This is a genomic window from Streptomyces sp. NPDC040589, from assembly GCF_055594445.1.
Map to the genome: position 1 here is coordinate 355,123 of NZ_JBVIWP010000003.1, position 22,951 is coordinate 378,073.

Annotated in this window: 23 protein-coding genes; 11 read left to right on the forward strand and 12 right to left on the reverse strand. The window is 72.4% G+C overall.

What is annotated here, in order from left to right; genetic code table 11:
• The first annotated feature begins 41 nt into the window (after window positions 1-41).
• Entirely contained in the window at window positions 42-1,538 is a 1,497-nt protein-coding gene (locus ACZ58V_RS14155) for a vWA domain-containing protein (RefSeq protein WP_471290178.1), read from the forward strand.
• A 148-nt stretch (window positions 1,539-1,686) separates the two neighbouring features.
• Entirely contained in the window at window positions 1,687-2,403 is a 717-nt protein-coding gene (locus tag ACZ58V_RS14160) for a chaplin (RefSeq protein WP_471290180.1), read from the forward strand.
• A 191-nt stretch (window positions 2,404-2,594) separates the two neighbouring features.
• Here ACZ58V_RS14160 and ACZ58V_RS14165 read toward each other — a convergent pair whose 3' ends face one another.
• Both ACZ58V_RS14165 and ACZ58V_RS14170 read right to left on the reverse strand, forming a co-directional pair.
• Window positions 2,595-3,863, reverse strand: a complete 1,269-nt coding sequence (locus ACZ58V_RS14165; RefSeq protein ID WP_468189969.1) for an NAD(P)-binding domain-containing protein — start codon at window positions 3,861-3,863, stop codon at window positions 2,595-2,597.
• Complete coding sequence (locus ACZ58V_RS14170) at window positions 3,863-5,131, reverse strand: carboxylate--amine ligase (protein WP_471290181.1); 1,269 nt, start codon at window positions 5,129-5,131, stop codon at window positions 3,863-3,865. Before ACZ58V_RS14170 ends, ACZ58V_RS14165 begins: the two co-directional genes overlap by 1 nt.
• A 168-nt stretch (window positions 5,132-5,299) precedes the next feature.
• Between ACZ58V_RS14170 and ACZ58V_RS14175 the strand changes: the two genes are divergently transcribed.
• Window positions 5,300-6,559: a glycoside hydrolase family 26 protein gene (locus ACZ58V_RS14175; protein ID WP_468189964.1), complete on the forward strand. Its 1,260-nt coding sequence runs from the start codon at window positions 5,300-5,302 to the stop codon at window positions 6,557-6,559.
• Between the two features lie 29 nt (window positions 6,560-6,588).
• On the opposite strand, the gene ACZ58V_RS14180 is transcribed toward ACZ58V_RS14175, so the two are convergent.
• The 8 genes from ACZ58V_RS14180 to ACZ58V_RS14215 are packed head-to-tail and all read right to left on the reverse strand — an operon-like array spanning window position 6,589 to window position 16,006.
• Complete coding sequence (locus ACZ58V_RS14180; protein WP_468189962.1) at window positions 6,589-7,245, reverse strand: YveK family protein; 657 nt, start codon at window positions 7,243-7,245, stop codon at window positions 6,589-6,591.
• On the reverse strand, window positions 7,242-8,393 hold the full coding sequence (locus ACZ58V_RS14185) for a glycosyltransferase (RefSeq protein WP_468189960.1): 1,152 nt from the start codon (window positions 8,391-8,393) through the stop codon (window positions 7,242-7,244). The genes ACZ58V_RS14180 and ACZ58V_RS14185 overlap by 4 nt, the downstream gene beginning before the upstream one ends.
• Before the next feature lies 1 nt (window position 8,394).
• Window positions 8,395-9,159, reverse strand: a complete 765-nt coding sequence (locus ACZ58V_RS14190; protein ID WP_468189958.1) for a polysaccharide deacetylase family protein — start codon at window positions 9,157-9,159, stop codon at window positions 8,395-8,397.
• On the reverse strand, window positions 9,143-10,846 hold the full coding sequence (gene murJ / locus ACZ58V_RS14195) for a murein biosynthesis integral membrane protein MurJ (RefSeq protein ID WP_471290182.1): 1,704 nt from the start codon (window positions 10,844-10,846) through the stop codon (window positions 9,143-9,145). Before murJ ends, ACZ58V_RS14190 begins: the two co-directional genes overlap by 17 nt.
• A complete protein-coding gene (locus ACZ58V_RS14200) occupies window positions 10,843-12,192 on the reverse strand; it encodes an O-antigen ligase family protein (RefSeq protein WP_471290183.1) in 1,350 nt (449 codons plus the stop codon). The genes murJ and ACZ58V_RS14200 overlap by 4 nt, the downstream gene beginning before the upstream one ends.
• A 3-nt stretch (window positions 12,193-12,195) precedes the next feature.
• Complete coding sequence (locus tag ACZ58V_RS14205; RefSeq protein WP_471290185.1) at window positions 12,196-13,623, reverse strand: exopolysaccharide biosynthesis polyprenyl glycosylphosphotransferase; 1,428 nt, start codon at window positions 13,621-13,623, stop codon at window positions 12,196-12,198.
• A complete protein-coding gene (locus ACZ58V_RS14210) occupies window positions 13,620-14,870 on the reverse strand; it encodes a glycosyltransferase family 4 protein (RefSeq protein WP_468189949.1) in 1,251 nt (416 codons plus the stop codon). The genes ACZ58V_RS14205 and ACZ58V_RS14210 overlap by 4 nt, the downstream gene beginning before the upstream one ends.
• Before the next feature lie 50 nt (window positions 14,871-14,920).
• Entirely contained in the window at window positions 14,921-16,006 is a 1,086-nt protein-coding gene (locus tag ACZ58V_RS14215; protein ID WP_468189947.1) for a DUF3344 domain-containing protein, read from the reverse strand.
• A 400-nt stretch (window positions 16,007-16,406) separates the two neighbouring features.
• Between ACZ58V_RS14215 and ACZ58V_RS14220 the strand changes: the two genes are divergently transcribed.
• The 4 genes from ACZ58V_RS14220 (at window position 16,407) to ACZ58V_RS14235 (ending at window position 19,481) form a co-directional block, all read left to right on the forward strand.
• Window positions 16,407-17,099, forward strand: a complete 693-nt coding sequence (locus ACZ58V_RS14220; RefSeq protein ID WP_471290187.1) for a hypothetical protein — start codon at window positions 16,407-16,409, stop codon at window positions 17,097-17,099.
• A 201-nt stretch (window positions 17,100-17,300) separates the two neighbouring features.
• Window positions 17,301-17,921: a hypothetical protein gene (locus ACZ58V_RS14225; protein ID WP_471290718.1), complete on the forward strand. Its 621-nt coding sequence runs from the start codon at window positions 17,301-17,303 to the stop codon at window positions 17,919-17,921.
• A 194-nt stretch (window positions 17,922-18,115) separates the two neighbouring features.
• Window positions 18,116-18,631 carry a tyrosinase family oxidase copper chaperone gene (locus ACZ58V_RS14230; RefSeq protein WP_471290188.1) on the forward strand — a complete coding sequence of 172 codons (516 nt, stop codon included), beginning with the start codon at window positions 18,116-18,118 and terminating at the stop codon, window positions 18,629-18,631.
• On the forward strand, window positions 18,615-19,481 hold the full coding sequence (locus ACZ58V_RS14235) for a tyrosinase family protein (RefSeq protein ID WP_468189941.1): 867 nt from the start codon (window positions 18,615-18,617) through the stop codon (window positions 19,479-19,481). Before ACZ58V_RS14230 ends, ACZ58V_RS14235 begins: the two co-directional genes overlap by 17 nt.
• Before the next feature lie 58 nt (window positions 19,482-19,539).
• On the opposite strand, the gene ACZ58V_RS14240 is transcribed toward ACZ58V_RS14235, so the two are convergent.
• Window positions 19,540-19,821 carry a chaplin family protein gene (locus ACZ58V_RS14240; protein ID WP_471290190.1) on the reverse strand — a complete coding sequence of 94 codons (282 nt, stop codon included), beginning with the start codon at window positions 19,819-19,821 and terminating at the stop codon, window positions 19,540-19,542.
• A gap of 458 nt (window positions 19,822-20,279) precedes the next feature.
• On the opposite strand from ACZ58V_RS14240, the gene ACZ58V_RS14245 reads away from it, so the two are divergent.
• The 4 genes from ACZ58V_RS14245 to ACZ58V_RS14260 all read left to right on the forward strand — a co-directional run bounded on the left by ACZ58V_RS14245 (window position 20,280) and on the right by ACZ58V_RS14260 (window position 21,765).
• Window positions 20,280-20,558 (forward strand): hypothetical protein, encoded by a 279-nt coding sequence (locus ACZ58V_RS14245; RefSeq protein WP_382826664.1) that lies wholly within the window; start codon window positions 20,280-20,282, stop codon window positions 20,556-20,558.
• Between the two features lie 76 nt (window positions 20,559-20,634).
• A complete protein-coding gene (locus ACZ58V_RS14250) occupies window positions 20,635-20,910 on the forward strand; it encodes a hypothetical protein (RefSeq protein WP_471290192.1) in 276 nt (91 codons plus the stop codon).
• 161 nt (window positions 20,911-21,071) lie between these two features.
• A complete protein-coding gene (locus ACZ58V_RS14255; RefSeq protein WP_184592825.1) occupies window positions 21,072-21,341 on the forward strand; it encodes a hypothetical protein in 270 nt (89 codons plus the stop codon).
• Between the two features lie 145 nt (window positions 21,342-21,486).
• Window positions 21,487-21,765, forward strand: coding sequence for a hypothetical protein (locus ACZ58V_RS14260; protein WP_468189935.1), 279 nt, complete (start codon window positions 21,487-21,489; stop codon window positions 21,763-21,765).
• A 127-nt stretch (window positions 21,766-21,892) separates the two neighbouring features.
• Here the strand turns inward: ACZ58V_RS14260 and ACZ58V_RS14265 are convergent, their stop codons facing one another.
• A complete protein-coding gene (locus ACZ58V_RS14265; RefSeq protein WP_468189933.1) occupies window positions 21,893-22,852 on the reverse strand; it encodes a D-2-hydroxyacid dehydrogenase family protein in 960 nt (319 codons plus the stop codon).
• Window positions 22,853-22,951 lie beyond the last annotated feature (99 nt).

Here is a 22,951-nt window from a genome sequence, read left to right on the forward strand (position 1 = left end):
TCGCAAGAAGCCGACACCAACGGACCCAGGGGGCACGGACGATGAAGCGGCACCGGACACGAAACCTGTTGCTCGCGCTCACGGCGGCGAGCGGACTGCTACTCACCGCGTGCAGCGGAGGCGCCGACAGCAGCGGGGACAGCAAGGCGGCCGACCGCGACGGCTACAGCGCGCCCAGTCGGGGCGACGAACTCAGCGAACAGGAGGACGACCGCCGGGAGAACCCCCGCCACCTCTCCACCTTCGCCCTCGACGTCGACACCGCCTCCTACGACTACGCCCGCCGCGCTCTCGCCGACGGCCGGTTCCCCGACCCCTCGACGGTCCGCCCCGAGGAGTTCGTCAACAGCTTCCGCCAGGACTACGAACGCCCGGACGGCGACGGCTTCTCGGTCACCGTCGACGGCGCCCGCACCGACGACGAGGACTGGTCCCTGGTCCGCGTCGGCCTCGCCACCCGCTCCGCGGAACGCACCGGAGAACGCCCGCCCGCCGCCCTCACCTTCGTCATCGACGTCTCCGGCTCCATGGCCGAACCGGGCCGCCTGGACCTCGCCCAGGAGTCCCTCGCCGTGATGACGGACCGGCTGCGCGACGACGACTCGGTCGCGCTCGTCGCCTTCAGCGACGAGGCCGAGACCGTCCTGCCCATGACCCGCCTCGACGGCAACCGCGACGAGATCCACGACGCCATCGCCGAGCTGGAGATCCGGAACTCCACCAACCTCGGCGCGGGCGTCGAGACCGGCTACGAACAGGCCGTCGAGGGCCTGCGCGAGGGCGCCACCAACCGGGTCGTCCTCGTCTCCGACGCCCTCGCCAACACCGGCGACACCGACGCGGACGCCATCCTGGAGCGGATCTCCGGCGAACGCCGCGAGCACGGCATCACCCTCTTCGGCGTCGGCGTGGGCAGCGACTACGGCGACGCCCTCATGGAGAACCTCGCCGACAAGGGCGACGGCCACACCGTCTACGTGTCCGACCCCGGCGAGGCCCGCAAGGTCTTCTGCGAGCAACTACCGCGCCACATCGACCTCACCGCCCGCGACGCCAAGGCCCAGGTCGCCTTCGACCCCGAGACCGTCGAGGAGTTCCGCCTGATCGGCTACGACAACCGCCGCGTCGCCGACGAGGACTTCCGCGACGACCGGGTCGACGGCGGCGAGGTCGGCCCCGGCCACACCGTCACCGCCCTGTACGCCGTCCGTACCGAGCCCGGTGCCGAAGGCCATCTCGCCACCGCCACCGTCCGCTGGCTCGACCCGGGCACCCGCGACCCCCACGAGGAGTCCGGCGATCTCGAGACCGACGCCCTCCACGATTCTCTCCGTGAAGCCCCGAGCCGCTTCCAGGTCACCGCGGTGGCGGCCTACTTCGCCGACGCCCTGCGCTCGGGGGGCGACCGCGTCCCGGGAGCACCGGGCGGCTTCGGGGAACTCGCCGACCGTGCACGGGCGTTGGCCGACCGCACCGGGGACGGGGCGGTGGACGAACTCGCCGAGGCCATCGGACAGGCGGCCCGCAGGCGGGGCTGAGAAGTCTCTCGCCCTTGGGCCCGCACGGCGGGCCAACCGGGTGAACCTGCGGAACCAATCCTCCCGCGCCGGGTTGATGAGGCAGTAGAGCATGCGGCGCTGCGATCTTTCACCGCTGCCCCATTCTTCAAGCAGGAGGACAACTACATTGCGACAGACCCTGAGCAAGGGAGCGTTCGCGGCGGCCGCCGCCACCGGGATTCTGTCCCTGTACGGCAGCCCCGCCCTGGCTGACGCCGATGCGTCAGGAGTGGCGAAGGACTCCCCTGGTGTGCTCTCCGGGAACAGCGTGCAGGTTCCGGTCCACGTGCCGGTGAACCTGTGCGGCAACACGGTCAACGGACTCGCGGCGCTCAACAAGGCGATCGGCAACTCCTGCAAGAACACCTCGCACAAGCCGAAGCACCACGACGGGGGCGCGGGCGCGGACGCGTCGGCGGTCGTGAAGGGGTCCCCGGGCGTGCTCTCCGGGAACAACGTGCAGGCGCCGGTCGACCTGCCCTTGAACGCGTGCGGCAACTCCGTCGACGGAGCCGCGGCGCTCAACTCGACGTACGGCAACGACTGCGAGAACGAGTCGTCCGGCGGCGGCTACGGCCACGACCACGACACCCCGTCGACGGACGAGGAGAAGACGCCTCCGGTCAAGGAGGTCCCCGCCCCGGACGAGGACGAGCCGTCGAGCTCCACGCCGGACACCGAGGACTCTTCCATCACCGAGGGAGAGGAAGTGGAGGAGGGCACGCTGCCCCAGCTGGCCGAGACCGGCAGTGAGGCCCTGGCCGCCGCGTCGGCCGCCAGCGCCGCCCTGATCGTCGGCGGAGTGATGATGTACCGCCGCGGGCGCACCACCGCGTCCCGGTAGCCGCTCCCGGGTGCCGGACGCGATCCGTCCGGCACCCACCCCGCCCCACCCGCACCCCCCGTCGATCGCGATCCGGGGGGTGTCGGCCGTCCCGGCACCCTCATGCACCGGCCGCGGGTCCCCGCACAGGAAAACGGGCCGCTGACGGCTCCGTAGCCGTCAGCGGCCCTGGGCCACCGTGCGATGCGCCGTCAGCGGCGCACCGGCGAGGGCGTCTCGGTCCGGTTGCCGTCCACGGGCGCGGGGACGGTGCCGGCCGCAGGCATCGCACCGAGCCGGCGGCGTACGCCTCCGACGAGCGTCGACGCCGTGAAGGCCGCGCCCTGGACGAAGCGCATGGCCGGGCCGAAGCCCGAGGCCGTCACCAGGCCCGCGAGGAACAGGCCCGGGTGGGAGGACTCGAAGCTGTGCCCGACCAACGGGGAGCCGTCGGGCAGTGCCGCCAGCGTTCCGCGCAGCTCGGGGGCGAGCAGTCCGAGCCGGTCGCAGCGCGCCCGGAACCCCGTGGCGGCGATGACGTGTTCGGTCTCCAGGCTGCGCGGGGCGCCCGTACGGCTCACCGTGTCCAGCCGGACCCCGCCCGGCACCGCGGACGCCGCGGCCACCTCATGGCCCGGCAGCAGCTCCACCACACCCTCCACCCGGTCCCGCACCCACCACGCGCCCGCCGGTCCCAGCGCCGTGGTCGCGATGCGGGCCCGGGTCGGTTCCGGCAGCCGCCGGAACAGGCCCGGACGCTCCGCGTAGAACCAGTTCCGCCAGCCCGGGCCGAGCCCGCTGTGAGGGGAGCGCGCCGACTGCCACCAGGGGCGCTCCCAGGCCGGCGGCACGTCGTTCCACACCAGCTGTTCCGCCCGGGCCAGCACTCGCACGCGCGTGCCCTGTTCGGCGAGCAGCGCCGCCGTCTCCAGGGCCGCCTGACCGCCGCCGATCACCGTGACGTCCTTGCCGCGGAAGCGGTCGAGGTCGCTGTGGTGGCTGCTGTGCGTCACCAGCGCGGGGTGCAGTCCGCGCAGGGCCTGCGGTACCTCGACGAACGGCATCACACCGACCGCCAGGGCCACCGCCCGCGCGTGCACCTCCTCCCCGTCCTCGGCGATCGCCGTGAAGCCGCCGGGCCCGGCCGACACACGGGTCACCGTGCGCTCGTCCACCCCCGGTACGGCGTTGCGCGCGAACCACAGGCCGTACTGCGCGAACGCCTCGACCGGGATCGGCTTCGCGTGCCGTGCCGTCAGCCCCTGCTCGGCGCAGTAGACGTCCAGACGCCACCGCCCGGCCGGGTCGGAGAGGTTGGACGCCCACGGCTCCGACTTCAGGAACATGCCGCGGGGCATGTTGTCCCGCCAGGACGCCATGGGCCGGCCGAACACGCGCAGGTTCAGCCCGGCGGCCGCGGCGTGGGACGCGATCGACAGGCCGTACGGGCCTGCGCCCACCACCAGAAGGTCGTACACCATCAACTGCTCGCTTTCTCGTTGTCGGTCAGGGAGGGCGAGGCTGCCCGGGGGATCAGCCGCGGCGCCGGCTCCGCCACCGCCGGCGTCGTCGTGCCCAGCCGTTCACGCAGCCGGCGGGACACATGCCGGCACCACAGGGCCCACATGACCCGTCCGGGGGAGCGGTCGTCCCCGGCGTACCAGGCCAGTTCGCGTTCGCGTCCGCCCGGCGCCGCGCTCAGGGCGGCCAGCGGCGCGTAGTTCTCCACCACGAAGGTCCGCCCGGGCAGCGGGGACCCGTCCGGCAGCGGACAGCCCGTCATGTCCAGGTGCAGGGCCCGGACGACGTCGAGACCCGCGCTGTCCGCGAAGAGCCGGAACTGGGCGCCGGTGCGCGGGTTGAAGTCGAGCAGGTGGTAGCGGCCCGTCGTGCCGCAGCGGCGGAAGTCGAGGTCGAAGATGCCCCGGTAGCCCAGCGCGTCGACGAGCCGCTCGGCCAGCGCCTGCACCTGGGCGTTGGGCGTCCAGCAGCCCACCGCGGTCAGCCCCGCCCCGCGCGGCCAGGCCAGTTGCTTGCGGCCGGGACCGCCCGCGCGCACGGTCCCCGCGTGGTCGGCGTAGCCGTGGAAGAACCAGTCCCGGTCCGGCCCCGGCGCCAGATACGCCTGGAGCAGCAGCCGGCTGCCCGCCTCGCCGGTGCGCACGAACAGCTCCCGGGCCTGCTGCACGGACCGCACCAGCACCGTGCTGCGCAGCCCGCTGCCGGCGGGCAGCAGCCAGGGCCGGCTCCACTTCGCCACCACCGGCAGCCCGAGCCGCCGCATGGCGTCGGAGACCTCCGCGGGGCTGTCCGGGACCAGCGTCTCCGGGTACGGGACGTCGGTGGCCGCGCAGACGGCGGCCAGCTCCGCCTTGTCGGCGACGCGCTCCGCCAGGGCGTTCGGCATCGCCGGCAGCAGGTAGGCGGGCGCGAGTTCGTCCCGCATCCGGCTCACGGCGATCGCGGTCGCGTCGTCCATCGGGACCAGGACGGCGGGCCGCCCGATGTGGTCGGCCACGCGGCGCAGCACGGCGATGATGTCGTCCGGGGAGGCTCCCGGCGGTGGCGGGGAATGCATATGGCGTACGTATCGTGACGCGCCGACGGGACTTCCCGCGGAATCCGCGACGACGTGTACGTCCACGCCCGCCCTGCCGAGTGAACGCGCGGCCCCCAGCGTTCCGTGGTGAAAAGGGTTCCGGTCGATCCGCATTACTACAGCGGGGACGCGGGTGTCGAGCAGCGACACGAATTCTCTCTTTCTTTTCGTTCGGCTCACCCGCTCGGGCGAGCCCGGCACTCGAAAGCCGCAACGGCGGTGGCGTCACTGGCTTTTCTGTGACTGACTTCGTATGACTGCCCGTCAATAACAAAAGCCGAGGCAGCGGTCCGGACGAGAGCGAAAAAAGGAGCAGGCATGGCCCCACAGCAGAAGCGGGCCGGTGTCCGCCGGCTGGCCCTGGGGGCGGTGGCGGTCGCCGCGTCGGCCGCCCTGGCGTCCGGCTCTGTGGCCGGGGTGGGGGTGGCGCGAGCCGCCGAACCCCGGGCTCCGGCGCCGACCCCGCCGCCGCCCGTGGCCACGCCCTCGGCCCTCACGCCGCCGGCCGTCCCCGAGCCGTCGACGCCGACCCCGGCCGCCAGCACCCCGGCGGCGGGCGAGGAGGCCCCGGCCGTCGGTGTCTTCCTCAAGTCCGACGCCCGTGGCGTGGCCCGGATGCCGCTGTTCAGCCACTGGCTGGGCGGTACGGAGCTGCGCGCCGGCCACACCTATCTGCCGGGCCACCGCTGGCGCGACATCGAGGGTGCTCCCGGGTTCCTCGACGTATGGGCGCACTGGCGCAACAAGAAGGCCGACCGGATGCTCGTCCTCAACGTCCCCATGCAGGAACGCAACGAGGAGGGTGTCTCCGACAACGAGGTCCGGCGGCTGCTGCAACGGGGCGCCGCCGGGGAGTTCGATCACCACTTCCGTGTCCTCGCCGAACGGCTGGTGGAGCTGAAGGTGCCGGACACGGTCCTCGTGCTCGGCTGGGAAATGAACGGCACCACGTACACCCATCGCTGTGGGCCGGACCCGGAGGCCTGGAAGAAGTACTGGAACAGGATCGTCACCACCATGCGTTCCGTGCCGGGCCAGAATTTTCGGTTCGATTTCACGCCGAGCCGTGGCCGCGACGCCGTTCCCTGGACGAAATGCTATCCGGGGGACGACACCGTCGACATCATTGGCATGGATTCCTACGACCAACCGGCCGGGATGTCGTTCGAACAACAGGTGAAAGAGCCCTACGGGTTGCAGGACCATGTGGATTTCGCCAAGGCTCACGGCAAGCCCATTTCCTATCCGGAATGGGGGCTCTTCCGCAACGGTGACAATGCCGATTACATGCGGGACATGCTCGCCTGGATGGAGGAGCACAAGCCGCTCTACAACACGCTGACCGACTACTGCCCGCACGGTGTGTGGCAGTGCGGGGACAACCCGAAGTCGTCCCAGCTCTACCGGTCCGTCCTGTTCGGCCGTACCGACCAGGCGGCCCCGCCCCTCGAGCCCACGCCGAAGCCGACCCCGCCCGGCACACCGCCGCCCCCGGCGGACTGCACGCCGCTGGACCTCGGCAGCTGGGTGGAGGAGTGGCTCGGCGGGAAGCTCTGCCTGCGCTTCGACTGGTGGTAGTCCGGCTGGTCCGCTCAGACCCGCCGTCGTCACCGTTGTCCGCGGACATCGGCGGCGGCGGCCGGGCTCGGCACCGAGGGGGCCGGGGCGGGTTCGTCCTCCTGGCCGTTCCTCCGCGGTCGCGCCAGCAGGGCCAGGCCGCCCAGCAGACCGCCCGCGCTCGCACCGACCAGACCGGTCACCGCCGTTGACGTGGAGGTCGGCTCGCTCGGCTCCACAGCCCGCGAGAACTGCACGAGCCGCACGTGCGTGTTGCCCCGGGTGTCGTCCGCGTGCCGGGTCAGCGAGCGGGTGACCGCGTTGGCCATGTCGACGGCGAGGCCCGGGCGCGAGGAGGTGGCCGAGACGGCGACCATCGGCGCGTCCGGCGACGTCGCCGTGCGCACACTGCGCTGCAGGGTGCGCACCGGCACGCCCGCGTACACCTGCGCGTCCCCGAGCACCGCGAGCTGCGTGGCGACCCGGCCGTAGGCCTGGGCGAACCCTAGGGCGGCGTCCGGCGAGGCTTTCCCCGCGGGCACGGCGATGACGTAGCTGGTGGCGGTGTACGTCGCGGGGGTGAGCAGTCCGTACGAACCGCCGAGCAGGCCCCCGGCGAGGGTGCCGGCCGCGACCACGGACCACAGGGGAAGCTCCCTGAGGCGAGCCAGGGACAGGCGGCGCTGACGGATCGGAGTGTCGGTCATGAGGAGTTGGCTCCCGGAGAAGAGGGGGACGTCGAACTGGAGACCGCTGCCGCGTACACGTCCGTGAGACGGGCCGCGCAGTGGGTGATGCTGTAGTGCCGCGCGACCTCCGAGGCCGTGCGCGGCCGGGCACCGGCCGCCCGTACCTCGGCGATCGCGCGGGCGTATGCCTCAGGGCCGCCGCTCACCCGCCGGACACCGGTGGCTGCGGGCGGCCGCACGTCCTCGATGGCCGGGCAGGAGGCGTAGAGCACGGGCAGTCCTGCCGCCAGTGCCTCCACGGCCGCCAGGCCGAAGGCCTCTTCGGTGGACGGGGAGGCGAGCAGGTCCATCGCCGAGGTGAGCGAGGGCAGGTCGGGTCCTGGCGAACCGTCGGGCACGTAGGGACGTTCGCCGGTGAACACCACGCGCCCGGCCACACCGGCCTCCTGGGCCGTGCGGCGCAGGAGGGGCTCCTCGGGGCCGCCGCCCACCAGCAGCAGCCAGTGGTCCTTCGGGAGCAGCGTGAGCGCGCGGACGAGGACGTCGAACCGCTTCCCCCGGCTGAGCCGGCCGACGCCGCCGACGACCCACGCGTCCTCCGGCAGGCCGAGCTGGCGGCGGGTGCGCTCGCGCCGCTCCGCGTCGAAGCGGAACCGGTCCAGGTCGATGCCGTTCGGGACGACCTCGATGCGCGGCGCGGGCACGCCCCAGCGCTCCAGGCGGCCGGCCACCGTCGGGGAGACGGCGACCGTCGCGGAACCGAGCCGCTCGCTGGCGAGGTACAGCCCGCGCACCCCCGCCGTCAGCCTGCGGCCCTCCATCTGCGAGTCGCCCAGGGAGTGCTCGGTGGCGACGACCGCCCGGACCCCGGCCAAGCGTGCGGCGAACCGCCCGTAGACGCAGGCCCGGTACAGGTGCGTGTGCACCAGGTCGTAGCCGCCGGCGCGGATCAGCCGGACCAGGCGGGGCAGCGCGCCCAGGTCGCGGTTGCCGCCCATGCCGAGATGCGTGACGCGGACCCCGTCGGCGGTGAGGCCGTCGGCGACCGCCCCGGGGTTGGTGAGCGTCACGACGTCGCAGTCGACGGGCAGATGACGCAGCAGCAGCCGCAACTGCTGCTCGGCGCCGCCGACGCCGAGGCCGGTGATGATGTGCAGAGCCCTCATCTCACAGGCCTTCCACCGGGCGCCGGCGCAGCCGGTGCAGACGGTGCTTGAGGTGCAGACGCATGGCCGTGTCGTTCTGGCCCACGTGCACACGCGGCAGGGCGTGCGGACCGGTCAGCGGACCCGGATCGATGGCGCAGGCGTAGGTGTATCCCGCTTCCCGTACGGCCTCGACGGCGCGGGCGTCGACCGTCCCGTACGGATAGCAGAAGCCGTCGACCCAGGCGCCCGTCAGCTCCGTGAGCAGCGCCCGGCTCTCGCCGACCTCCGCCCTGAGGGTGAGGTTGTCCGCCCGGGTGAGGTCGACGTGCGTCAGCCCGTGCGAGCCGATCTCCACGCCCTCGGCGGCCGCGTGCCGGATGCCGTCCGCGGTCAGCAGCGGCTTGCGCGGGCCGAGCGGGTCCCAGGCGTTGTCGCCGCCGAGCCGCCCGGGCAGCACGAAGAGGGTCGCGCGGCAGTCGTAGCGGCGCAGCAGCGGCAGGGCCTCGGTGACGAAGTCGGCGTACCCGTCGTCGAAGGTGAGCCCGACCAGGCCCCGTGCCTCGCCCCGGGCGCGGGCGGCGAGCAGCTCGGCCACGGACACGCCCCGCAGCCCCCGGCGGCGCAGCCACGCCAGCTGCCGGTCGAGCCGCTCGGGCGTGACCGTGATGCGGTACGGGTCGTCCGAGCAGTCGCTCACCGAGTGGTACATGGCCACCCAGGGGACGGGGCCCTTGTGCGGGGCCGAGGGTCTGCCGGTGTCGAGGGAATCAACGGAAGCGGCCATGTGTGAGCCTTCGTGTGACGGCGCGTAGGGAGCGCAGAGCGGACGCGGGGCCCTGGGCACCGAGGGCCCAGGTGAGCGGGACGAAGACGAAGGTCACGGTCAGGAAGCCGGCCGCGAGGCCCGCCGCGGGGGAGTCCGGCAGGCTCGCGGCGAACGCCCCCGCGAGCGTGGCGACGACGGCCGCGCCCACCAGCCTGCTCAGCTCGGCCAGGACCTGCGGGACACGGACCGAGACGCTGTGCGGGCTGTCGCGACGCCCCGTGCGCAGCCCGGCGAGCAGCAGGGCGGCCGTGACGGTGATGCCGAGGGCGTTGGCGGCGGCGATCCCCGCCACGCCCCAGGAGTGCACGCTCGCGGCGCCGATGAAGGACGTCACGGCGATGCCCGCCGTCATCGCGCCCAGGGGATACCAACTGGGTCGGCCCGCCGAGAAGTAGGAGCGCACGAGGGCGCCCACCAGGGTCTGGCTCAGCAGTCCGAGGGCGTAGACGCGCATGACCTCCGCCGTCGCCGCGGTGTCGCTCGCGGTGAACGCGCCCCGCTGGAAGAGCAGTTCGATCATCTGCGGGGCGCAGGCGATCACCGCGCACATGCCCAGCAGCACCAGAGCGGCGGCGAGCGCCAGATCCCGCTCCACGCGGCTGCGGGCCCGTGCGGTGTCGCCGTCCGCGAGCGCCCGCGCCACCACCGGGAAGGTGACCGTGCACACCATTAGCGACAGCGTCATCGGGATCTGGGCGACCTTCTGCGCGTAGTTCAGGTGCGAGATGGCGCCGGCGGGCAGGCCGGAGGCGAGGAAGCGTTCGGCGAGGACCTGCGACTGGCGGCACAGCGCGAAGAGGAGGACGGCGGCGACCAGGGCGACCTGCATCGGCCGCTCCTCGACGACGGTCCCGGCCTTGGCGAAGGGCTGCGTACGCGAGGCCAGCCGCCGCCACAGCGCCGGCACCTGCACCGCCACCATCAGACAGCCGCCCGCCGCCACCCCGACCGCGGCGGAGCGCACGCCCCAGCCCTCGCCGAGGAGGAACATCGCGGCGATGATGCCGGTGTTGTAGGCGACGTAGATCGCCGCGGGCGCGAGGAAACAGCGGTGGGCCCGCAGGGCGGCGCTGCAGTACCCGGCGAGCCCGAAGGCCAGCACGCAGGTCGCCGTGATCCGGGTGCAGTCGACGGCGAGCCGCGGGTCGGGCAGGCCGGGTGCCAGGGCCTGGACCAGATAGGGAGCGGTGCCGGCGACCAGCGCGGCCACCGCGGTCAGGGCGAGGCAGAGCCGGGGCAGGGTGGCGCCGACCAGGGCGCGGACCGGGTCGCCCGGGGCGCCCCGGGCGCGGCGGGCCAGCGCCATGCTGAACGCCGGGATCAGCGCGATCGCCAGCCCGTCCTCGATGAGCAGCGTGGCGGCGAACTCCGGCACGGTCCAGGCGACCAGAAAGGCGTCCGTGTCGCTCCCGGCGCCGAACAGCCGCGCCAGCGACTGGTCGCGCACCAGGCCGAGCAGCGAGCCGGCGATGGACAGCGACGCCGTCACCAGCGCGGCCCTGGCCAGGAAGCTTCCGGAGGCCTGCGCCGACGCCGAGGCGGCCGGGTCGGCACCGTCCCCGGCCTTGACGGCGGCACGCGCCGGGGGCACGGTCGTCGCGCCGTCCGTCTCGGGACCGGGGGTATGCGAAGGCACCACCGTCATCGCGCCATGGCCTCCTCGGCCCGCTCGCGCACCCCGGCCCGGGGCAGGTCCGCGAGGTCCGCCCGCGCTTCGCCGGCCAGCGCCCACCACGCCACGAGCCCCAAGCCCACGGCGATCAGCACGGTCGAGGGACCGCCGATGTCTCCGTACACGAAGTCGGTCAGCAGCCACACCAGCAGTCCGCAGGCGACGAGCCCGCAGTCGAGGCCCGGGCCGCGGTCGCGGACGCGCAGCAGCCGCCGCACCCCGCACACCAGCAGCGCCAGCCAGCTCCCGGCGAGCGCGAGCAGCCCGATCAGGCCCTGCTCGCTCAGCACCAGCAGGTACATGTTGTGCGGCGACAGCAGCGGCTGCCGCTGGTACGCCACTCCCGCGCCGTCGGTCTCGCTGCCCGACGACAGCGCCAGCGTGGCGTGCCCGTCCCGGTACTCGGGAAAGCCCTTCAGCCCGACGCCGGTCAGCGGGTGCCCGCGCCAGATGTCCGTGGCGGACGCCCACAGGGTGTACCGGTCGACGACGGACTGGTCGGGAGTGTCGGCGACCTGGGCGATGCTGTCGATCCGCTGCTGCAGCAGCGCCGAGCCCACGCCGAACCCGCCCACCAGGATCACGCCCGAGGCGACCGCGGCCGCGACCACCTTGAGCGCGCGCCGCCATCCGGCCAGCACGAGCTGCATGGTGCAGGTCAGGGCGGTCGCGATCCAGGCTCCCCGGCTGAAGGAGAGCGCGAGCGGCAGCATCAGCGCCAGCGCGCACCCGGCCGCGATGACCCGCTGCCGTACGGACACCCGGCCCAGCGCGATCCCGACCGCGCACACCAGGCCCAGCGAGACCGCCGTCGCCATGCCCATCACGTCCTGCGGCCCGAAGGTGCCCACCGCGCGGATGTTCGCGCCCTGGTAGGAGGCGCCGGTCCGGGTGACGAACTGGTGGACGCCGACGGCCCCCTGACACAGCCCGAGCCCCACGAAGGACCAGGCCACCATCCGGAAGCCGGCCCGGTCGCGGAGCAGGAGCAGCACGGCCGCCGGGACGAGGACGAAGGTCTGCAGATAGCGTCCGAGGCCGGTGAGTCCGGCCTGGGGCGAGAACGCCCCCATGGCGGCGATCGCGAGCCCCACGACGGGCAGGCCCAGCACCACGGCCGCGGCGGGCGACAGCGGGCGCCGCCGCTCGCGCAGGAGACGGATCACGCAGTAGACGACCACGAGCCCGGAGAGCACGTCGGCGGGCCCCGCGCCGTCCGGTGTCCGCGGCAGGGCCAGCAGGGCGGGTACGGCCACCACGGGCAGGGCCGGCGTCAGCGCGACGACGCGGCGCGGGAGCGGTGTCAGTGCGAGGCTCACCGCTCAGCTCCCCGTCGGACGTACCACCGTGGCCGCGGTGCGCAGCAGGATGCACACGTCCTGCCACAGGGACCAGTCGTCGATGTAGGCGTTGTCGAACCGGCAGCGGTCCTCGATCGAGGTGTCACCGCGCAGCCCGTGGATCTGGGCGAGGCCGGTGATGCCGGTCCGCATGCGGTGGCGGACCGAGTAGCCGGGGTAGGTCTGGCCGAACTGGGCGACGAAGTAGGGGCGTTCGGGCCGCGGCCCGACCAGGCTCATGTCGCCCCGGAGCACGTTCCACAGCTGGAGCAGTTCGTCGAGCGAGGTGCGCCGCAGCATCCGGCAGAACCAGCGCATCTCGCCCTCGTTCGCCACGCTCCACCGGGTCGCCGACTCGTGCTCGTCGACCGGGCGGTGCGTACGGAACTTCAGCAGCGTGAACGGCTCCCCGTTCCTGCCGATGCGCTCCTGCCGGAACACCACGCCCGGCCCGTCGCTGAGCCGCAGCGCCGCGGCGAAGGTCAGCAGCAGCGGGCTGACCAGAAGCAACAGCGCCCCCGACACCAGGATGTCGAGGGCCCGCTTGCCCGCGCTGCCGTGCCGGGCGGGGGACATGTCCAGACGCCGGCAGGAGAACCCGGCCAGCCGCTCCCGCGTCGCGTACGACGGGGAGTCGGCGTCGACTTCCCAGACCACACAGCCCGACTCGGCCAGCGCCCGCAGCAGTGGCTCCTGTTCGGCGCGTACCGAGGGGTGCACGGCCAGCACCGCCCGCACCCCGTTCTGGATGACCGCCCGCTCGACCTCCTCGGCGGTCGTCAGCACCGGCAGGGTCTCGGTGCCGTCCGGCTGCTCGGCGACGATCCCCACCGGCCGTACGCCGCAGCGAGGTTGACGCAGGACGGCGGCGGCCACGCGCTGCGCGGTCGCGACCGGGCCGAGGACGAGCGCGGTGTGCGGGTGGCGCAGCAGCGCGGCGCGCCGCCGCGCGTGCACGGCTCCGCGCAGCACACAGCCGGCCGTCGCCTGCAGCGCGAGCCCCGTCAGCACGGTACGGAGGGACAGCGCGTGCTCCGGCCGGTACGCCGCGAGGAGCGCCGCGAGCGCCAGCCAGGCCACCGCGACGCGGCCGCACACGGCGGGCAGTTCCTCCAGCAGCCCCGGTACGGGCGGCCGCCTGTCGCGCCGGCGCAGCAGCAGTGAGAGGAGGATCAGCAGGGTGACGAGCAGTGGCTGGCGCGGGGCCTCGGCGAGCACCGGCGCGCCCGCCAGGGCGGCGACGCCGTCCGCGGCGAGCAGCGGGACGGGCGAGGCCGGCCGGGCGGGGCCCCGCGGGGCGGACAGCCGGAAACCGGTGGCGGTGCCGCGGGGCGGCATGACCGAGACTGGTGAGGATCCGTGCTCCCGTGGCGGTACGCCGGGGGAGGGCACGGTACGTTCGGCGGTCACGAGTGGATGGACTCCCTGTACTCGGTGGGCTCGACGCGCTGCGTCGTCCGGTTCGGTTCGGCGCCACGTCCGGTGTCGAGCCGCTGACTGTGCTCAGCGCCGGGGATGGCGGCGGTCCATGGGCCGAGCAGATCGCGATAGACGTCCGAGACGGCCTCGGCGGTGTGCCGCACGTCGTGGGTCGACAGCACGTGCCGGCGGCCCTGGTCGCCGAGCGACTCGCGCAGCAGCGGGTCGATCAGCAGCTCGGTGACGGCCCGGGCCAGCGCCGCCGGGTTCTCCGGCGGGACCAGGCACCGGGCGGAGAAGGCGGGCGGCAGGCTCTCGCGGGCACCGTCGACGTCCGTGACCACCACGGGCCGCCCGCAGGCCATCGCCTCCAGCGGCGCCAGGGCCATGCCCTCCCAGCGGGACGGCAGGACGACGAGGTCGGCGACCTGGTACCAGGGGGAGGCGTCGGTGACGGCTCCCGTGAACACCACGGATTCCGGGGCGCCTTCGCGCAGCCGGTCGTGGTCCGGCCCGTCGCCGACCAGGACGAGGCGGGCGTCGGGCACCCTGCGCACGATGTCGTCCCAGGCCCGCAGCAGGACGTCCTGCCCCTTCTGCCGGCACAGCCGCCCCACGCACACCACGAGCGGTGCCGCCGGGTGGAGGCCGGCCAGCGGTGCGAGCCCGGAGCGCACGAGGCCGGCGGTGGCCGGGTGGAAGCGCTGCGGATCGATGCCGTTGGGGACGACGGTCCAGCGGCCGGTGATCCTGGCGCCCATGCCGGTCGCCCGCTCCGCCTCGCTCACACACACCGTGCGCGAGGCCCAACGCGCCCCCCAGCGCTCCCACATGAGCGCCAGGGCCGCGGTGCCTCCGCCGACCGCCTCGAACGACCAGGCGTGCGGCTGGAAGACCGTCGGGATCCGCCCGCGTACCGCGAGGCGTCCGGCGAGTCCGGCCTTCGCGCTGTGCGCGTGCACCAGATCGGGACGCACCTCGTCGATCACCCGTGCCAGATGCCGTACCTCCCGGATGAGCGACGTGCCCGGCGACCGCGTCGCGTGCCAGTGCCGTACGCGCGCGCCGAGCGTGCGCAGTCTCGCGGTGAGCACGCTGTCGGGGCAGGCCACGGTGACGTCCAGGCCGTCCGACAGCTGTGCCGCGACCAGGTCCGTCACGACGCGCGCCACGCCCCCGTCCACCGGTTGGGTGAGGTGCAGGACTCTGGGGTTGGGGGCGGTGGATGACAGATGCATGTGCGCGGATTCCTCGCTCGCGAAGGCGTTCGGGGCGTACGGCGACGGACTCACCGCCGTGCGTCGACGGCGACGAAGAGCACGCCGGCCCACGCCGCGTCGTGCTGGGACTGGATCCGGAAGGTCGCCTGGTCGCCGCTCTGCTGCAGACCGTTTCCGAGGTCGAACACATCGGAGTCGTAGCCGAGGGTGTTGGCGTGGGCGGGCACCCGCGACGCGTCCGCCCCGGGCTCGCTGATGGTGGAGTTGAGGACGTCGTCGCGGGGGTTGGCGTCGTTGGTGAGAGCGGTCCCGGACTGGCCGGTCGCCACGGTGAGCGAGTCGCCGCCGGTGCCGCGGTCGCCGTTGTACGTCACCAGGCCCGCACGGCCCCACGCGCCCGCCGCGAAGCCCAGACCGGTCACACGGACCTCCTGGGCACCGGACCTGAGCGGGGTGAAGCCGTCCCAGACCGCGAGGTGCCGCAGCGGCTCCGACGGGTTCTCGTAGGCCACCACGAGGGTCCAGCCGCCCCATGCCCCGGCCGCCGACCTGCCCATGGCGATGTTGATCTGCGCCACGGTGTACAGGCCCGACCCGCCCTCCCGCACCAGCCCCGTCACGTCCGCCGAGGCCTGGAAGGCGTCCATGCCGTCCAGTACGCGGTGGCCGACGATCGTGTCGGCGAGCAACTGCTTGTACTCTCCGCCGGGTTCGGCGATCAGCACACGCCCGTTGTCCTCCGGCGGCTTCTGCTCGCCCACCCGCAGGTTGCCGCCCCAGTAGAGGCGCGCGTACGTCACCCGGGAGCCGCTGGGCAGGCGGACCTCGGAGCGGGAGGAGTTGTAGGTGTTGGGGTCGCGGTCGACGTCGACGTAGAACATGTCGAAGTCGCCGTTCGCCGCGATACCGCCCGCCTGCGCGTCCGGGCAGGAAGGCCGCTGGGCCACGCGGCAGGTGATCGAGGCGTTGGCAGCGCGTACGATGCCGCCGTGCTGGAGCGCGCGGTACCGCTCGGCGAAGGCGAGGGACTCGGCCTCCGGCGAGGGCGCCGCGGCCGGCGCGGCGGCCGGGGAACTGCTGGCTGCCCACATGGCGGCAAGGGCGAGGGCGCCCACGGTCGCGCGGCGAAACAGCGGGCCCAGGGAATGGCGCATGACCGGTCGTTGCCCTTTCGGAACAGGTGGCCGTGGCGGCAGCGCCACGAGTGCGATGTGTCCGCGCTGAGGAGTGCGTCGGGCGGTTCGCAACTCTAGTCATCAATCGGACATAGTCGATGAAATTCGGTGAAGTCTGACAAGTGTGTCGGAATCGTGAAATCGCAAGTGTTTGCTGGTTCCGACCGCCGCTCCGGCGCCGGGCCGCGCCTCCGCCCGGCGGTGGCCGGGCCTTTACTCCGTCAGGGGTCGAGTCGACACGACCTGACAAAGCGTCTGATCAGGCTGGACGCGGCGAAAGAGGGAATTATGGATTCCCGAAAAGCGTATGAGCGGTTGCGGGACGTCCTCGGTGCTTTCACGGTGGGCTCAAGATCCATCGCCGTCGAAAGGAATACCCATGCGTGCTCTGCCCGCACGGCGCATCGCGTCCAGCGCACTGTGCGCCGCCCTTCTGGTCGGGATCACCGGCCCCGTCGCCATGGCGGCCGACTCGGCCCGCGGGCACGGCCATGTGGCCTCCGATGCCCGGCTTCCCGGCGCCGATGTGCGCCTCGTGCAGATCGGGAAAATCAACTGGGGCACGCTCACCCCCGTCGCCGACCTGCTGAACGCCGTACTCCGGGACAACGGCCGACTGTCCGCGGCCGAGGCGACGAGGCTGGGTGACGCCGCGAAGGCCGCCCTGGCCGAGGCGGCCGCCGAGGACGAGTACACCCCGTCCCCCGTGGAGCCCCTGACCCCGGCGCCGGTCGTGCTGCCGGCTCCGGTCCTGCCCGCTCCCGCCCTGGTGCCCGAGCGGCGCGCCGCCGACCCCGTGACCGACCTGCTGGACCTCGTGCTGGGGGCTGTCGACGGCCTCCTGCAAGGGATCACCGGTGGTGCCGGAGGCCTCCTTCCCCTGGTCGACGACCTGTTGGGCGGGGTGGACGAGCTCCTCGCCGAACTGACCTCGGGCGACCCGGCGCTCCAGGACGAGGATGCCGTTCCGACGGTGACGTCCAGCACGACGTCGACCTCGGAGGCGGAGCCCGACTCCTTCTTCTCGCCCCAGACCTCGGTGCTGACGCCGCTGCTGCCGCCGGCCCCATGAGCCCGTCCAGTCGTGGTGCCGGCCTCAGGGAGCGGCGCCACGACTGTTTGTTCTTTTACACCCCGAGGTCCGGTCTTTTAATAGATCTCGTATGAGGTATTGGCAATCTTCGGCAGTTCCGGTTTCCGCCCAGGCCAGGGCTCGTTAGGCACGGCGACAGAAACCACTCCGGCGACGTGCGTTGCCGAAGAAAGGAACACGATGAAGTCTCTGAAGGCTGCCGCCGTCTTTGCCGGGTCCCTGATCGCCGCCGGTTCCGCGACCCCGGCGTTCGCCCAGGACGCCATGGTCGCCCCGAGCGCCCCCGCCGCTCAGAGCGTTCCGGATGTGCAGAGCGCTCCGGTGGCCCAGAGTGCTCCGGCCGCCCAGGCCGCCCCGGTCGCCCAGGCCGCCCCGGTCGCCCAGGCCGCCCCGGCTGCCCAGTCCGCTCCGGCGCAGAGCGCTCCCGTCGCTCAGAGCGCTCCGGCTGTGCAGAGTGCTCCGGTTGCCCAGGCCGCTCCGCAGCCCGCTCCGCAGCCCGCTCCGGTCGCTCAGCCTGCTCCGGCTCCCCAGCCTGCCCCGGCTGTTCAGAGTGCTCCGGTCGCTCCGCCTGCTCCGCAGCCCGCTCCGGCCGCTCAGCCCGCCCCCGCCCCCGCCCCCGAGCCCGCTCCGGCCGCTCAGAACTCTCGCGACCTTGCGTCCACCGACCTCACCGGCGGCGTGAGCACCAAGGTCCCCCTGGACGTGACCGCCGAAGGCAAGGAGTCGCTGGTCCACACGGCGAAGAACGCCGCGTCCACGGTCAACGACGCCAAGCCGTTGCACGGCAACCTGTGGTTCTAGGGCTGGAACCACGCCCTGCGGAGGGCCGGTCCTCGGAAAGTCCGAGGACCGGCCCTCCGCTGTGTCCGGCCACTGACGCGGGCCCCTCCCCGCCGGGACGGACATCGGTGATCACTTGTCTGGCCGCGCGGCGGTGACCGCGCGGGACGTCCGGCGTTACGGCTACGACACCGGAACCGGACGAGGAGTGGGCCATGGCCGTCAGCATCGGCGGAGGACCGGCGGGGGACGGGGCGCCGGCCCCGGCGGGCCCCCTGCCGGCGGGTAGCACACGGCGGGAGGTGACGCGGCGGGAGGTGACACGCGGTCTGCGTGTCTGCGCCCTCGCCGCGGGCCTGGCGGCCCCGGTGGCCTCGGCCTTGGCCTTCTGGCCGCGACGCCTCGGCCCCGAAGGCGTTCGGAAGGACACCGCCTTCGCCGAGACCTACCGCGGCCGCCGCATCGGCGTGGCGTGGACCCCGTCGCACGGCCCGGCCGGGCAGGGCCGGTGGCACGTCACCGTGGACGGCCGCCCGCTGCACCTGATGCGCCGGGCCGACGGCACCTGGCTGAGCATGGTCGACCACTACTGCTCCTACCGGACCCCGCTCGAGGCCGCCCGCGCCGCCGTCGACGCCCTCGGCCCCGGTCAGCGGCTGCGCGCGCCGGCTCCGGGGCCGGGAAGCGCGGGGCACGCGCACACGGAGGACCGGCGTGGCGTACGTACGTAGGGACGCCGCCACGCTCACCAGGGCCGAGCAGCGCCGGTTCGTCAAGGCGCTGCTGGAGGTCAAACGGCGGGGCGAGTACGACGAGTTCGTCCGGACGCACGTCGAGTACTTCTCCGCGGACGGCGAGCACGGGCTGCGCGCCGCACACATGGCGCCCTCCTTCCTGCCCTGGCACCGCCGGTTCCTGCTCGACCTGGAGCGCGCGCTGCGCCGGGTGGACTCGTCGGTGACGGTGCCGTACTGGGACTGGACGCGGGACCGCACGACCACCTCCGCGCCCTGGACGGACCGTCTCCTCGGGGGCGACGGGCGCCGTTCCGACCACCAGGTGATGACCGGTCCGTTCGCCTACCGGCACGGCAACTGGACCATCAAGGTGAACGTGACCGACCGGGACTTCCTCACCCGGGAGCTCGGACGCCCCCGCAGACCGATGGACCTGCCCACCAAGAGCGAGCTGGCCCGGGCACTGAAGGACCCCGTCTACGACGTGGCGCCCTGGGACTCGACGGTCACGCGAGGCTTCCGCAACAAGCTGGAGGGCTGGGGCACCGGCCGGGACAACACGTCCTGGCGCAACCACAACCGGGTGCACGGCTGGGTCGGAGGGGACATGCTCGGAGGCGCCTCCGTCAACGACCCCGTGTTCTGGCTGCACCACGCCTTCATCGACCTGCAGTGGTATCGCTGGCAACGCCGGCACCGTGGTGCCCGCTACCTCCCCGCCACGCCGCCGGGCCGGGGCGACCGGCAGCACGGCCGGATCGTGGCCCGGCGCCAGAGCCTGCCGCCGTGGGACGTGACGCCGCAGGAACTGGAGGACGTCGGCCGGATCTACCGCTACGCGTGAGGGGACATGGGGAGAGCCCCGGCATTCGGGGGGCCGGGGCTCTCGGGTCAAGCAGAGGTCAGTGGCGGTGACCGTGCTTCTTGCCGTGCTTCTTGTGGCCGTCATCGTTCTTGCACTCGTTGCCGACGGCCGGGTTCAGCAGGCCGACAATGTTCACGGTGTTGCCGCACACGTTGACCGGAACGTGGACCGGCACCTGAACCACGTTGCCGGACAGGACGCCGGGCGAGCCGATGGCCGCGCCCTTGGCGCCGGCGTCCGCCGCGGCGAGACCGGCCCCACTGAGCACCACGGCGCTCGTGCCGAGAGCAACAGCGCCAACCTTCGCGATGCGAGACATCACGTTCTCCCTTACTGACTAGGTAAGCGCGGCAGCAGTACGCGCTGCCGCACTGCCCGTTCAACGCGGCGGCCCCCAACCGGTCACGAGAAATCTTCTCCGGATCACCCATCTTGAACAGGGGCTCCGCCAAATGGGTGCTGATGGGCGGCCGTCTGCGTATCCCCGCCCCTCGACCTGTCTACTGGCCGGGACTGTCGTCTCCGTCGTCTGCGCGCGGGCGACCGGGCAGTTCCCGCTCGTCGTGAGCGGCGGCTGCCCGAACGGGAGTTGGGTCGGCGTGGCGGCCCCGAATGGACCACCTGGCGCAACCGCCGCAGCGCTGCTACGTGCACTTTCACAAGAAACCCACGCCACGAGGCGTTTCGTGTGGCAAAAGCCGCAAACGCCGCTTATCTTAGCGACTGTCAGTGACCGGACCACCACGGTCTGTGTCGATTCGAGAAATCGGAGAAGTAATGCGCAAGTACCAGAAGGCCGCGGTCGTCGTGGCCATGCTCGGCAGCGTCAGCTTCCTCGGCGCCGGCGTGGGCCACGCTGCGGGCGGGGACGGCAAGTTCAAGCTCGACAACGAGCAGGCCCAGTCCTGTGAGCAGAACGACAGCACCCAGGGTCTGGTCAACGTCGACGACGTCAACGTCAACGTCGCCGCCCTGCTCGGCCTGGCCAACCAGGACAACAGCGAGCGCGAGTCGCTGAACTGCTCGCAGTCCTTCTCGCTGCGCGGCGGCCACTGATCAGATGTGATCCAGGCAGGCCCCGGGGTTCGATTCGAGCCCCGGGGCCTGCCGCCTGGCTAAAGGGAAAAGGTAGATGTTCAACTCGAAGAAGATCGCGGCGGCGGCGGGAATCCTGGGGAGCTTCGCCCTGATCGGCGTCGGCGCCGTCCAGGCCTCCGCGCAGGGTCCTGGCACATGTGTCCAGGACAGCAAGGGCAACGTCCGCTGCGTGCAGACGAGTGAGTACCAGGTCATCACGGACAAGGCCGGCAACGTCACCGTCCGCAACGACTCGACGCAGACTTGTCCGACCGCTCACAGTCAGGTCAGCTGCGTCGACAGCGTCACGGCCCCCGCCCCGAGGGGCTGACGACTCCGGCGGTCGGCGCGGTCGTACAACAGGTTTTATCCAGAAAGTTACGTGATTGGGCGTTTCGCCCCGGCAAGAGGCGTACACGCCGCCTAAGGTTGGCAACTGTCGGTGACCAGTCCATCACGGTCTGTGTCAACTCGAGAAAAATCGGAGAAGTAATGCGCAAGTACCAGAAGGCCGCGGTCGTCGTGGCCATGCTCGGCAGCGTCAGCTTCCTCGGCGCTGGCGTTGGTCACGCTGCGGACGGCGACGAGCAGTTCAAGCTCGACAACAAGCAGGCCCAGTCGTGCGAGCAGAACGACTCGCGTGAGGGTCTCATCAACATCGACGACATCAACGTCAACCTCGCCATCCTGGGTCTCGCCAACCAGGACAACAGCGAGCGCGAGTCTGTGACCTGCTCGCAGACCTTCTCCCTGGGCAAGTAATCACCCACCAGGTGATACAGGCAGGCCCCGGGGCTCGAACCAGGTGTCCGAGCCCCGGGGCCTGCCTCTTGGCTTCTCAGCCGTATATGCGTCCGGAACGACTCCTCGCCCAGCGGCGGGGAGTCGACCGCAAAGGAAAAGGTAGATGTTCAACTCGAAGAAGATCGCGGCGGCAGCGGGAATTCTGGGGAGCTTCGCTCTGATCGGTGTCGGTGCCGCCCAGGCCTCCGCCCTCGGTGACCCCGGCAAGTGCGTCGACGACGGCAACGGTCAGGTGCGCTGCGTGGAACTGAGCCAGTACACGTACACCACCGACAAGGGTGGCAAGGTCACCGTCACCAACAACTCGTCGCAGGACTGCCCGACGGCGCACAGCCAGGTCTCCTGCGTCAGCAGCACCGTCGTCCCCGGCAAGAGGACCTGACTCCCGCCGAGTCCGAGGCGCCTGGTCCGCGGCGGCGCCCCTCGTATGAGTCCACCCGCGCAGCGGAGGATGGCCGGGACTCGATACCGGGTCCCGGCCATTGTTGTGTCTGTATTTCACACCGGCGTCAGGGCAGCCGCCGTACGGGCGCGCCCGTAAGGAACGCGCGGATGTCTTCCACCGCCTGGCCGTAGTACGTCGTGTAGTTGGCGTCGGAGACGTAGCCCAGGTGAGGGGTGGCGAGGAGGCGGGGGGCGGTGCGCATCGGGTGGTCGGCGGGCAGGGGTTCGACGTCGAAGACGTCGATGCCGGCACCGGCGATCCGGCCCTCGTGCAGGGCGGCGAGGAGGGCCTCCTGGTCGACGATGGCCGCGCGCGAGGTGTTGACCAGATACGCGGTCGGCTTGAGGAGCGCGAGTTCGGCGGGCCCCAGCAGTCCGCGGGTGCGGTCGCTCAGCGCGAGGTGGACCGAGACGAAGTCGCTGCTCGCGAGGAGGTCCTCCCGGGAGGGGGCGAGTTCGACGCCGACCTCGTCGGCGCGCTCCTTGGTGAGGTTCTGACTCCACGCGCTGACGTGCATACCGAAGGCCAGGCCGACCCGGGCCACGCGGCTGCCGATCTTCCCGAGACCGAGCAGCCCGAGGCGGCGCCCGTGCAGGTCGGCGCCGACGGTGGACTGCCAGGGGCCGCCGGAGCGCAGGGCGTTGCTCTCCTCGACGACACCGCGGGCGAGACCGAGCAGCAGCGCCCAGGTCAACTCCACGGGAGGAGTGGAAGAACTGGCCGTACCGCACACGGTGACGCCGTGCTCCTCGGCGGCCGCGTAGTCGATGACCGAGTTCCGCATCCCGGAGGCGACGATCAGCTTCAGCCGGGGCAGACGGGCGATCAACGACCCGGGGAACGACACGCGCTCGCGCAGGGTCACCACGATGTCGAACCCGGCCAGCGCGGCGGCCAGGGCGTCCTCGCCGTCCACATGGGTGTCGAAGGAGACAACCTCCACCTCGCCCGCGATCGGCGACCAGTCGACGACCTCGGTCGCCACCTTCTGAAAGTCGTCCAGCACAGCACAGCGCAGCCGCACGTCGCGCCCCTTCCTCGGCCCACGGCCCTCGGTCCGGTTCCAGGACCATGATCGGGCCTGGGGCGGGCGGCGGGAAGGCCTCACCTTTCTGTTCGTCTC

Coding starts and splice junctions, on each gene's coding strand:
- ACZ58V_RS14225 (WP_471290718.1), top strand. CDS start 17,301: ATGAAGTCTCTGAAGGCTGCCGCCGTCTTTGCCGGGTCCCTGATCGCC.
- ACZ58V_RS14260 (WP_468189935.1), top strand. CDS start 21,487: ATGTTCAACTCGAAGAAGATCGCGGCGGCAGCGGGAATTCTGGGGAGC.
- ACZ58V_RS14190 (WP_468189958.1), bottom strand. CDS start 9,159: ATGGCCGCTTCCGTTGATTCCCTCGACACCGGCAGACCCTCGGCCCCG.
- ACZ58V_RS14155 (WP_471290178.1), top strand. CDS start 42: ATGAAGCGGCACCGGACACGAAACCTGTTGCTCGCGCTCACGGCGGCG.
- ACZ58V_RS14220 (WP_471290187.1), top strand. CDS start 16,407: ATGCGTGCTCTGCCCGCACGGCGCATCGCGTCCAGCGCACTGTGCGCC.
- ACZ58V_RS14250 (WP_471290192.1), top strand. CDS start 20,635: ATGTTCAACTCGAAGAAGATCGCGGCGGCGGCGGGAATCCTGGGGAGC.
- ACZ58V_RS14245 (WP_382826664.1), top strand. CDS start 20,280: ATGCGCAAGTACCAGAAGGCCGCGGTCGTCGTGGCCATGCTCGGCAGC.
- ACZ58V_RS14185 (WP_468189960.1), bottom strand. CDS start 8,393: ATGAGGGCTCTGCACATCATCACCGGCCTCGGCGTCGGCGGCGCCGAG.
- ACZ58V_RS14255 (WP_184592825.1), top strand. CDS start 21,072: ATGCGCAAGTACCAGAAGGCCGCGGTCGTCGTGGCCATGCTCGGCAGC.
- ACZ58V_RS14230 (WP_471290188.1), top strand. CDS start 18,116: ATGGCCGTCAGCATCGGCGGAGGACCGGCGGGGGACGGGGCGCCGGCC.
- ACZ58V_RS14240 (WP_471290190.1), bottom strand. CDS start 19,821: ATGTCTCGCATCGCGAAGGTTGGCGCTGTTGCTCTCGGCACGAGCGCC.
- ACZ58V_RS14210 (WP_468189949.1), bottom strand. CDS start 14,870: ATGCATCTGTCATCCACCGCCCCCAACCCCAGAGTCCTGCACCTCACC.
- ACZ58V_RS14165 (WP_468189969.1), bottom strand. CDS start 3,863: ATGGTGTACGACCTTCTGGTGGTGGGCGCAGGCCCGTACGGCCTGTCG.
- ACZ58V_RS14175 (WP_468189964.1), top strand. CDS start 5,300: ATGGCCCCACAGCAGAAGCGGGCCGGTGTCCGCCGGCTGGCCCTGGGG.
- ACZ58V_RS14215 (WP_468189947.1), bottom strand. CDS start 16,006: ATGCGCCATTCCCTGGGCCCGCTGTTTCGCCGCGCGACCGTGGGCGCC.
- murJ (WP_471290182.1), bottom strand. CDS start 10,846: ATGACGGTGGTGCCTTCGCATACCCCCGGTCCCGAGACGGACGGCGCG.
- ACZ58V_RS14180 (WP_468189962.1), bottom strand. CDS start 7,245: ATGACCGACACTCCGATCCGTCAGCGCCGCCTGTCCCTGGCTCGCCTC.